Source organism: Bilophila sp. 4_1_30, assembly GCF_000224655.1.
GTDB classification, from domain to species: Bacteria; Desulfobacterota; Desulfovibrionia; order Desulfovibrionales; family Desulfovibrionaceae; genus Bilophila; species Bilophila wadsworthia.
In genome coordinates, this window is record NZ_JH114231.1 from 64,018 (window position 1) to 74,543 (window position 10,526).

General features: G+C 62.2%; 8 protein-coding genes and 1 tRNA gene. 5 read left to right on the plus strand and 4 right to left on the minus strand.

Annotated features, from left to right (window positions below):
• From HMPREF0178_RS00355 to HMPREF0178_RS00370, 4 genes are all read right to left on the minus strand, one after another.
• Positions 1-978 (minus strand): ParB N-terminal domain-containing protein (locus HMPREF0178_RS00355; RefSeq protein WP_009367915.1); only part of this gene is annotated, 978 nt, incomplete at its 3' end.
• A gap of 1 nt (position 979) precedes the next feature.
• Positions 980-2,509: a primase-helicase zinc-binding domain-containing protein gene (locus HMPREF0178_RS00360; protein WP_009367916.1), complete on the minus strand. Its 1,530-nt coding sequence runs from the start codon at positions 2,507-2,509 to the stop codon at positions 980-982.
• Between the two features lie 268 nt (positions 2,510-2,777).
• Positions 2,778-4,421 carry a phage/plasmid primase, P4 family gene (locus HMPREF0178_RS00365; RefSeq protein ID WP_083832419.1) on the minus strand — a complete coding sequence of 548 codons (1,644 nt, stop codon included), beginning with the start codon at positions 4,419-4,421 and terminating at the stop codon, positions 2,778-2,780.
• A gap of 427 nt (positions 4,422-4,848) precedes the next feature.
• A tRNA-Arg gene (locus HMPREF0178_RS00370) sits at positions 4,849-4,925 on the minus strand.
• A gap of 249 nt (positions 4,926-5,174) precedes the next feature.
• Between HMPREF0178_RS00370 and HMPREF0178_RS00375 the strand changes: the two genes are divergently transcribed.
• From HMPREF0178_RS00375 to HMPREF0178_RS00395, 5 genes are all read left to right on the plus strand, one after another.
• Positions 5,175-6,065: a tRNA (adenine-N1)-methyltransferase gene (locus HMPREF0178_RS00375; RefSeq protein WP_009367918.1), complete on the plus strand. Its 891-nt coding sequence runs from the start codon at positions 5,175-5,177 to the stop codon at positions 6,063-6,065.
• 15 nt (positions 6,066-6,080) lie between these two features.
• The gene (locus HMPREF0178_RS00380; protein WP_009367919.1) at positions 6,081-8,096 is read left to right on the plus strand and encodes an ABC-F family ATP-binding cassette domain-containing protein; all 2,016 of its coding nucleotides are present in this window, start codon (positions 6,081-6,083) and stop codon (positions 8,094-8,096) included.
• Between the two features lie 30 nt (positions 8,097-8,126).
• Positions 8,127-8,717, plus strand: a complete 591-nt coding sequence (locus HMPREF0178_RS00385) for a TrmH family RNA methyltransferase (RefSeq protein ID WP_005027481.1) — start codon at positions 8,127-8,129, stop codon at positions 8,715-8,717.
• A 121-nt stretch (positions 8,718-8,838) separates the two neighbouring features.
• Positions 8,839-9,318, plus strand: coding sequence for a hypothetical protein (locus HMPREF0178_RS00390; protein WP_232281151.1), 480 nt, complete (start codon positions 8,839-8,841; stop codon positions 9,316-9,318).
• A gap of 451 nt (positions 9,319-9,769) precedes the next feature.
• The coding region (locus HMPREF0178_RS00395) for a sodium/proton-translocating pyrophosphatase (protein WP_039958392.1) at positions 9,770-10,526 on the plus strand (757 nt) is incomplete at its 3' end.

Sequence of the window (10,526 nt, forward strand, 5' to 3'; positions counted from 1 at the left end):
CTGCCAGCTGCCGTCGGCCATCGGCGTCAGCCCGTCGAGGCAGGATTCGTAGATCGTCTTCTGCTTGCGGTTGCCGTACCAGCGATGCGCGGCCCCGGGACGCCAGCCGTAGAGGATCGGCTCATGCTGGAAATGGTAGTCGCCACGGCCCAGCACAGCGCTTTGCTTGCGCCAGATAAGGCAGGCGGCCAGCTTGAAGCCGGACTGGATGAAAGCCCGGCGGAAGGCCATGCCGTCTCCGGCTTCGGAGTGCGCGACGTAAACCCCGCCGCCCGGACGCACCGTCTCGAACATGACACGGTGAACGGCCAGCAGGAACTGGTCGAAGTCGGCGGCGGACATCTTGTCGTTCTTGATTTTGCCAGCCTTGCCGCTGTAGTCGACGTTGTAGGGCGGGTCCGTCCAGATCATGTCGGCAAGGTCCTCTCCCATCAGGCGGCGCATGTCCGCACGGCTGGTCGAGTCGCCGCACATGAGCCGATGACGGCCCAATAGCCACACTTCGCCATCGCGTACCTGCGGTTCGTCCGGAGGCTCGGGGATATCGTCAGGGTCCTTATCCGTGCTCCCGTCGAGTTGCATGAGCATTTCGTCCAGCTCGCGCTGGTCAAAGCCGGTAAGACTGAGATCGTATGAGGCGAGCTGCAGGGCTTGCAGTTCGCGCAAGAGTGCTTCGTCGTCCCAGTCAGCCCACGTTGCCGAGCGGTTGATCATGATGCGGAAGGCCCGCACCTGTTCCAGAGACATGTCGTCCACGGTGATGACCGGCACGGTGTCCAGCCCCAGAGCCATCGCCGCCTTGAGCCGGAGGTGTCCATCAACGAGGTCGCCGGTGCTTTTGGCCAGCACGGGAACGCGGAAGCCGAATTCGCGGATAACGGTCACCATGCGCGGCACGGCGTCGTCGTTTTTCCGCGGGTTGTTTTCGTAGGGGATAAGCCGTCCGATTGGCCATTGTTCGATAGTGAGTGATGCCATATTAGCCCCAGATAGACAGAAAGTTCCGTGAAGTTATCTCATAATCCCTGTGCCCTGACAGCCAGTCCCAGATAGCGGCGGACTCGCTTTGGAAGCTCATGAACGCCTGCATGTCATCCGGGTGTGCCGCCGCCCATCTGTAATCGTATCGCCATTCCCAGCCGCCGTTGCCGTCGCGGACGAACCGGATAGGCTTGCCGCGCCAGATCCGGGCGAGCGTGAGCACGTCAGCGGGGATGTCCCTTCTCTCAAGGTAGTCCGGAAGGATAAGACTATCCTCTCCCTCAGCGGCAACAGTTCCATCGGGCAAAGCTCCCATTGGCTCCGGTTCCGGCTGCGCTTGCGGTTGGGGCCCTGACTCTGGAGCCGTCAGCGGGCAGGATGCCGGACAGCCGCCGCGGAGCCATTCCCGGATGTCCACGCCCTTGGCAAAGGCTTCCCCCGGGTCCTTTCCGGCGGGGACGGGCCACAGCTTGGCTTGGGGGTAACGGTCGCGCCACCAGCGCCAGTTCGAGGCCGTGGGGATGTCGCCGTCGGGCTTTGCGTCCCAATCCATGACCATGAGGATTCTGGCCGCTGCGGAGAGGGCCGCATGGGCTGCGGCATCGGGTTTGCCGGAGGCCGTGAGGATGGCGAGCGCGCCGATTTTTCCCCCGCAGGCGTGGTGGATGAGCATGGCGTCAAGCTCGGATTCGACCACGGCCCACGTCGCCAGCTCTGGAGCGACGCCGATGGGGGCGAGCCGCAGCGGGGCCGAGTAGGGCGGCGCGGGCTGGGCGATGAGGATGTATTTGTCTTCGCCCTCGGCGAGGTCGGCATTGCGCTTGCGGATACGGACGCGCAGGGCTTGCGTGTGGCCGCCGTCGCTCCAGCAGGGGATGGTGATGCCGCGGGGGATGCGCAGCGCCCGGACAGGCTTGCCGTCGCGTTCCTTGGGCGGCAGGCCGAACGCGGCGCGCTGGCGGTAGAGGTATTTCCCGGTGTTGTCCTCTCCCTCGATGTAGCCCAGCCCGTAGCGCTGGACGGCCTCAAGCGGCAGGCCACGCTTGGCGAGATAGCTCAGGATGGATGGCGTCTCCAGAAGGCGGGCATGGGCCTCTGTGGCCAGCTTGGTGGCCTGTGTGAGCCATGCCTCCGGAGGCGGGGCGTAGGACGTCGGCGTCCACGTATCCGTGCCGTGGGCGGTCAGGGGGCGCAGGGGGCGGTATCTGCGGCGCTCTTCCTGCGTGCGTTCGGGGAGGTCAATCCGCAACTCCTCGCACGCCTCCCGGAACGTCAGCCCTCCAGCCCACGTCAGCAGATCGATGGCGTCGCCGCCTTCTTGGCAGTGCCGGGGACAGGCCCACGTCCCGGTGATGCCGTGCTGCATGGCGAGCGCCCCGCCGGGCTGTTCGGGGAAGACGCAGAAGCGATCCGTCCCGCCGCACTTCGGGCAGGGGGAATGGTACTCGCCGCCGGAGCGTGCGCTGGCCTTCTTGATCTTGGTTCCGTCCACATAGCGGCGCAGGATATCGAGTATGATGTCGCTCATCGGTTCAATCCTCCCACGCTCCCATGAAACTCCCAACCAATGATTGCCTTCAATATCCTATCTTTCTTATCTTTCTTTCTCTCTATGGGAGTATGGGAGGATATACACACAGCACACAAATACGCACATGATCGCGCATGTGCGCACGGGGGGATTGAGGTGTGTATCCTCCCATCCTCCCATTCTTGGAAAAGAGTATTCCTTATCGCATGGTTACAAAATATGAACGCCAGAATTTCGTGGGAGGATGGGAGGATAGGCCGAGCAATCATGACTTCCTCCGGCTATTCTTCTCCTGCTCTTCCAGTAGATCGTCGTTGTACTCTTCCAGAATTTCAGGCTTGACCACGACACCCAAGTAGTACATGACACTGCTCTTTTTGGTGAATATCCCCTTCTTTTCCAAGGCTGGAGTGAACTTTTTGGGCGTGTACGGGTAGGAGTTGCCCAGAATTTTCTTGCACCACCAGTTGCAGGCCTTGAGCAGATCGGCAGCTGGGGTTCTGGTTTCGTAGTCGCGAGAGCCGGTCGGCGGTTCTTCGATGAGACAGCACTCCTTCAGGAATCGCCCGATGTCGTCCTGAGCCGCCATCTGGGCCTCCGTGAAGCGCAACACCTTCTCCGGGATGCGCAGGCCGTTGGCGAGCACATCCATGCAGCCGCGCACCATGAGCGCAAGGATGCCAGAGCGCTCGGCTTCCAGCTTTTTCCCCATATGACGGTCAATTTGCCGCTCCCATTCACGGGTCGGGTTGGGGACGAATTTGACCGGCCACTCGATGAACAGGGTACGGGCGTTGAACCCGTCGTCATCAGTATCCATTTTCGGCACATAGTTCGTGAGCAGGATCATCAGCGCCGACTGTTTCCATGAGGTCATGTACTTGTCGTTGATGCCGCGGGCCGTAATGAACCCGCCGCCGGTGAGGTCCTTGATCTTGGCTTGGTCAAGTGACTGGCGGGCATTTGCTTCCGAAGCGTAGGCGATTCGTGCTCCGCGCAGGGCCAGCAGCTCCGGCTCGGGGCGGCTGGGGTCTCGAGGAAACTTCTGTTCGATGAGAAGGGATACCCCCATACGGGCATGTATCTGATCGCCGAGGATACCCTTGATGGTGTTCATCAACGTATCCTTGCCGTTGCGCGACAAAGGGCCGTACATGATGGCCCAGATGTTCAGGAACTTGTCGCCGAGCAGCCCGTAACCCAGCAGACGCACGATGAAGTCGGCCATCTCCTGATCACCATTCATGCACGAGAGTAGGTAGTGCTGGAAATTGGGACAGGGCGTATCAAGGCCGGTCCACTCCGTCGGGATGGCGTTGAGTATGTACTTCTCGGGTTCTCCGGGACTGCATTCGCCGGTGCGCAGGTCCACGACGCCGGAGGGAGTCGCCAGATGGTAGTGCTGCTGATCAAGATCGTTGGCCGCAACAACCGGCGGATTGTAGATGGATGTCGCGCACTCAAGCACCTCTTTCCGACCGGCAGCCGTGCGGAGCTTGTCGATCCGGGAGCGCATCGTTTTGGAGAGGGGCGACTTGTCGTCCTGTCCCGTTTCGACGATGGCGTTCTGATAGGCCGCGCACACCTGCTCGATGTCGGCCAAGGCCCGGCGGGAAAGGAGGTCGATGTCCCAGTGATGTCCGGACCAGTACAGCCACTTGTCCCATTCGGGGACATAGGCATACCGGCCCCGGAAAAGGGTCACGAAGAGATCGGCATCGCCGACGCGGTTGCGCCGGAGCCGATCGATCACGAACCACGGGTCGAGCTTTTCTTCGGCCTTCACGTCGGGCAGTTCCGCAGCCTTGGCGATGGCTAGGGCGCGCTCCTCAACCAACTGTTGGATCTCTTTGGGGGACAGATCCTGCGTCATGCGATGGCTCCAATGGCAAGGTGTGCATTTTTCCATGAAAGAATTCCATAGATCGCGGCCAAACTCCGGGATGCACGCACCCTTGCGCCGGGCAAAAGCGGGGAAGGACCCAAAAGGCCGGGGGCCGCTTGGGAACTTTGGTCCGTTTTCGGGTGTATGGGGGAAAGGGGGAGCGTAGCGGAGACGGCTGCCGCGCAGCCTTCAGAAAAAGGAAGCGCCCGCAAGTTCCCTAGGCCGTGGGGTGCGGAGGCTGCATGAGCCTCGCCCTGAGCAAGGGAACGTGCGGGCGCACATTCGGGATGGCAAACCAGAGTGGCGGCAGGGCCATTCTGTGCCGAAGAAGGGCCTCGGGACGCCATCATATGGATAAGATTGGCCGCAAAACGGGCAACCAGTGGGCAACCAAGGCCGGAAACGACAAAGAGGATACATACACTATGGTATGTATCCTCTTGAAATCTATTGGTGCGCCAGGGAGGAATCGAACCCACGGCCCGCAGCTTAGAAGGCTGCTGCTCTATCCAACTGAGCTACTGGCGCAAACACGGCAGCGACGATCTATAAAGCAAGGCTTCCCAGAGGTCAAGCCTGATCTTGCGCGTTTTGCAAGGCTTGGGAAGGGCGGGCGGCATGAGCCGGAGCGGGCGGGGGGCATCCCGGCGAAGAATTCACGGGCGGAAAGGGGCGTCCGCCATTGCTTTCAGGTTGACTGTGGGCTATCCCCTCTGTACGCTTCGGCGCGTTTGGAGTATGGCCTTTACTTTTAGCGAATGAAACCAAGGAAAATTCATGCCCGCATACGGAGATCTCGTTATTATTGTTACCCCCAAGGGGAAGCGGAGCTTGCGCCGCGTTGATGAAAATCAGGACATGCACACGCAGGACGGCATCCTGCGCATGGCCGATGTGGTCGAAGCGCAGTTCGGTTCCGAAGTCTGCACCACGCTCGGCGTGCCGTACCGTATCCAGAAGCCCACGCTGAACGATATCGTCAAGGGCGTCAAACGCCAGACGCAGATCCTCTATCCCAAGGATATCGGGTATATCTGTATGCGTCTCGGCGTGGGGCCGAACCGTACGGTCATCGAAGCAGGCACCGGATCGGGCAGCCTGACCGTGGCCCTGTCGTGGTTCTCCGGCACGACCGGAAAGGTGCATACGTTCGAGGCCAGAGAGGAATTCCACAAGCTCGCCCGGAGGAACCTGGAGTGGGCCGGGGTGGGGCAGAACGTGACCATGCACTGTCAGGACATCGCGGAAGGCTTCGGCGACGTGACCGGCGCGGACGCCCTGTTCCTTGATGTGCGGACGCCGTGGGACTATTTGAAGCACATCCCCGCCGCCGTGACGCCCGGCGCTGCGCTGGCGTTCCTCCTGCCCACTGTGGATCAGGTCGGCAAGCTCCTCCTCGGGCTGGAGCAGGGGCCCTTCGACGACGTCGAAGTCTGCGAAATCCTCGTGCGCCGCTGGAAGCCCATCGCGGATCGCCTGCGCCCCGAAGACCGCATGGTGGCCCATACCGGGTTTCTCATTTTCGCCCGCCATCAGGAACGCTCGGCGAAGTGGGACGAATGCCGCACCGCGTCGCTCGGCACCCGTGAACGCAAGCAGGAAGCCGCGCGCCGTGAGCGTCTGGGGCTGGACGACATGGAGACGGCCTCCGAACAGATCGACGAATAGCATTCCCATCGTATTATGAAAATAACAATCCAAAATCTTTCCAAGGCCTTCGGCGGTCGGGACATCTTCTCCGACTTCTCTCTGGACATCGACTCCGGTGTCCGCCTCTGCGTGTGCGGGCCCAACGGCTGCGGCAAGTCGACGCTCATCCGTATGCTGGCGGACGCCGATGCCCCGGATTCCGGGCGCATCATCATGCCGCGCGGCTGCCGGGTGGGGTACGTGCAGCAGGATCTGGACGAGGCCGTGCTGGACACGCCGCTGCTCGAATGGGTGGTGGACGTCCTGCCGGACTGGCATGATTTCTGGTCCGCATGGGAAGCGGCGGCGGCCTCCAAGGACGAGGCCGCGATCGCGCGCCTCGGTGCGCGGCAGGCCGAGCTTGAGGCCCTGTACGGCTACAATCCCGAGCACAAGGCGCAGGCCGTGCTGTCCGGTCTGGGATTCGACGAGAGCAAGTGGCACCTGCCGATCAAGCAGCTGTCCGGCGGCTGGCGCGAGCGCGCAAAGCTGGCCCGGGTGCTGGTCGCCGGGGCCGACGTCCTGCTGCTCGACGAACCGACCAACCACCTCGACATCGAGGCGGTGGAATGGCTGGAAGATTTCCTCATGGATTACAAGGGCGCGCTGGTCTTCGTGGCCCACGACCGCGTGTTCATGGACCGGATCGGGACGCACGTGCTGTACCTCGGCGGCTCGAAACCTGTTTTCCGCAAGGCGACGTTCAGCCAGTTCGTGGAATTGCAGGAAGAGCTTGAGGAGCAGAGGGAACGCGAGGCCCAGCGCCTGAACGCCGAAATCGAGCGCAAGATGGATTTCGTGCGCCGTTTCGGGGCCAAGGCGACCAAGGCCCGCCAGGCCGGATCGCGCCAGAAGATGGCGAAGAAGCTTGAGAAGGAGCTGGAAGGCTTCCGCCCGGAAGCCAAGCGCAAGGAACTCAGCTTCAAGTGGCCCGAGCCGCCCAAGGCCGACAAGACCATCCTGTCCGTGGCCGATCTCGCGTTCGCCTTCCCGGACGGCGTGAGCCTCTGGCCTCCGCTGACGTTCACGATATACCGGGGCCAGCGCATCGCCCTCGTGGGGCACAACGGCTGCGGCAAGTCGACGCTGCTCAAAATCCTCGCGGGCCGTCTGGAGCGCAAGGGCGGGACGCAGGTCATGGGCTCGCTGGTCAAGATGGGCTACTACAGCCAGCACCAGACGGAGCTCCTGAACAGCTCGGGCACGGTGCTCGGCGAAATCCGGCGGCTTTCCGATCCCCGGATGACGGAAGAGGAGCTCATGAGCGTCCTCGGGCTGTTCCTGCTCGGGCAGAACTATTTCGACCGGCAGGTGAGCAGCCTGTCCGGCGGCGAGCGCAGCCGCCTCGTGCTGGCGTCGCTGTTCCTCGCGCGCGCCAACTTCCTTGTGCTCGACGAACCCACCAACCACCTGGATCTCGAAAGCCGCGAGGCGCTGGTCGAGGCGCTGAACGCCTTTGACGGGACGCTGCTGATGGTGGCCCACGACCGGTATCTGCTTTCGGAAGTGGCTGACGAGGCGTGGTCGATGGCCGAGGACGGGATCACCGTCTATAAGGAAGGGTTCGCCGAATACGACGTTGCGCGGCGCGCGGCGCTGGCGGCGTCCAAGGCCGGGAAGGAAAGGGAGAGGGACGCCGGGCGGAAGGCCGAGGGCCCCGTCCTCGGCAAGGCGCTGGACCGGGAAGAGCTGAAGCGCCTCAAGCGCGAGCAGGCCGAGCAGCGCAATGCCCTCTACAAGAAGATGCGCCCCAAGCAGGAGGCGTATGCCAAGCTGGAAACGCAGCTTGAGGCGTTGCTGACCGAGCAGTCGGACGTCGAGGCCGCGCTGGCCGACCCCGAGGTGTACGCCGACGGGAACAAGACGACGGAACTGCTGAAGAAGTTCAGCCAGTTGAAGGAATCAAGCGAACAGGCGCTGGAGAAGCTCGGCGAACTGGAAGCCGAGCTTGCGGAACTGGAAGCGCAGCGCGCCGCCTTGTCGATGAACGGCGGCGGGGATGAATTGTAGGCGTTCAGCCTGAAGAGTAAGGAGAATCTTGTGGCCAGAGAAATCACCGAGCGCCGCCGGGCCAAGCTGGAACGGGTACTGCGCTGGCGTCAGAAGGATCTGACGCTGGTGTTGGCGAATATTCACGATCCGCATAATGTTTCGGCCATCTACAGGAGCGCCGACGCGTTTGGGGTTGCGGCGCTGCACCTCTATTATACGGATACGGCGTTCCCGGAGCTCGGCAAGAAAAGTTCCGCGTCCGCCCGCAAGTGGGTGGAGAGCGTCCGGCACCGCAGCGCCGAGGAACTGTACGCGGCTCTCAAGGCGGGCGGGCATCAGATCCTCGCCACGAGCTGCACGCCGGAATCGAAGCCCCTCGGGGCCTACGACTTCACGAAGCCCACGGCGGTCATCATGGGCAACGAGCACAGCGGCGTTCCCGCCGAATTGAACTCGCTGGTGGACGGCGAGGTGTACATCCCGATGTACGGCATGATCCAGAGCTTCAACGTCTCCGTCGCCGCGGCCGTCATCCTGTCGGAAGCCTCGCGCCAGCGGGTGCAGGCGGGCATGTACGACCGCCCGAGCTACCCGCCGGACGAGCTCGCCGCCCGCCTTGAGGCATGGATAGAAAAATGAGCCGGGTCTGTCATTGACCTTTCTCCGTTCTATTGGGTAAAAGAGGTGGAAGGCTTGGGGAAAGCGGGTCCCCCTGCCCGATAGGAACGGTCGGAACATGTCCTGCAAGATGGGGAACTTCATGAATCTTCGCGTGTTCGCTTTGCTTGGCGTCCTGCTGCTTGCCGGGTGTTCGGGGCTGTCCGTGCGGCATCTCCCGAGCAATCCGTGGAAAAATGAGGCGTCCCAGAACATCCAGATGCGTTACCTCGCCTTCCAGTATCAGGTGATACCGGTGGGCAATGAGCTTGGAATCGTTGCGGAAGCCTATCCGGTCATCGACAAGCTGCCCGACTGGGCCTCATGGTACGGCGAGATCATGCTGAGCGTCTACGTTTCGGACGAATACGGCAGGGTCCTTGCTTCCAAGGACACCGTGCTGGTTCCCCGCCCGCTGAACCGCGAAGCCGGGCTCCCGCTTGAAGTCAGCCTCGATCTGGGGACGAACCGGCATCAGCCGCTTTCGATTTCCTTCGGATACCGTCTGGTGCTGACGGACACGCAGCCCGACGGCACGGCGGGGCGGCGGATTCTGGTATCGGAAAGGGCGCTCGAAAAATAGGCGTTCCGCATATGCCATACGGAAAGGGGCGGGCCGGTGTTGACGGCTTGCCCCTTTTTATGCGAGGAGAGGCGGCTGTTTGTCCCGGCAAGAAGGGCATCGTGATGCCGGGATGCCGTTTTTTGTGAAAATGGCCGTGTCGTTTCGGATGGGGAAGGGGGCTCAAAGGGGGCCGGGCAAGGGTTGGAAGGCCGGAAAGCGGCTGGCGGAAGGGTTTTCCGCGGTATCCGGCCCTGATTTTTGCTTGCCAGTGCTCTTATTTTTGAGTAACATTTTTCGATTCCATTGATATGGTCAGTGTTTTTGAGATGCTGTACCTCATACGAGCTTCCCGGTTTCGGCCGGAGGCTCGATTGCGCGTTTTTCCGGCATACCGCGTCCGCCGGAAGGCGCGATGCGGAGGGGGAGCGTCCTTTGTTCACTTTTAAAAAGCGATATGCGGGGTTCTGAGATGTTCTCATTCATCGTGGTATTGGCTTGCGGGCTGTTCGCCCTCTACTATGCGTATGATACCTCCAAGCGCGTCTTCTCCGCCGGTACCGGCACAGAAGAAATGCAGAAGATTGCTGGCGCTATTCAGGAAGGCGCTCAGGCGTACCTGAACCGTCAGTACAAAACCATCGCCATCGTGGGCGTGATCGTGGCCGTGCTTCTGGCTTGGGCCCTTTCCGGCCTTGTGGCGCTGGGCTTCGTGCTTGGCGCGGTGCTGTCCGGCGTCGCCGGCTACATCGGCATGAACGTTTCCGTGCGTGCCAACATCCGTACCACTGAAGCCGCCCGTCAGGGCATGACCCCCGCCCTCAACGTGGCCTTCCAGGCCGGCGCTGTGACGGGGCTGCTGGTCGTGGGCCTCGGCCTGCTCGGCGTGGTCCTCTACTACGGCCTGCTGACCATGTTCGGCGTGGAACAGAAGACCATGCTTGAAGCCCTTGTGGCCCTCAGCTTCGGAGCTTCCCTCATCTCCATCTTCGCGCGTCTCGGCGGCGGCATCTTCACGAAGGGCGCCGACGTGGGCGCCGACCTCGTGGGCAAGGTCGAAGCCGGCATCCCCGAAGACGACCCGCGCAACCCCGCCGTCATCGCCGACAACGTGGGCGACAACGTGGGCGACTGCGCCGGCATGGCCGCCGACCTCTTTGAAACCTACGCCGTGACCGTGGTCGCCACCATGCTGCTCGCCGCCATCTACTTCACCGGCGAGCTCCAGC

Excerpts from the sequence above, each read along its gene's own strand:
- HMPREF0178_RS00360 (WP_009367916.1), bottom strand. The coding sequence starts at position 2,509 with ATGAGCGACATCATACTCGATATCCTGCGCCGCTATGTGGACGGAACC.
- HMPREF0178_RS00375 (WP_009367918.1), top strand. The coding sequence starts at position 5,175 with ATGCCCGCATACGGAGATCTCGTTATTATTGTTACCCCCAAGGGGAAG.
- HMPREF0178_RS00380 (WP_009367919.1), top strand. The coding sequence starts at position 6,081 with ATGAAAATAACAATCCAAAATCTTTCCAAGGCCTTCGGCGGTCGGGAC.
- HMPREF0178_RS00390 (WP_232281151.1), top strand. The coding sequence starts at position 8,839 with ATGAATCTTCGCGTGTTCGCTTTGCTTGGCGTCCTGCTGCTTGCCGGG.
- HMPREF0178_RS00365 (WP_083832419.1), bottom strand. The coding sequence starts at position 4,421 with ATGGAAAAATGCACACCTTGCCATTGGAGCCATCGCATGACGCAGGAT.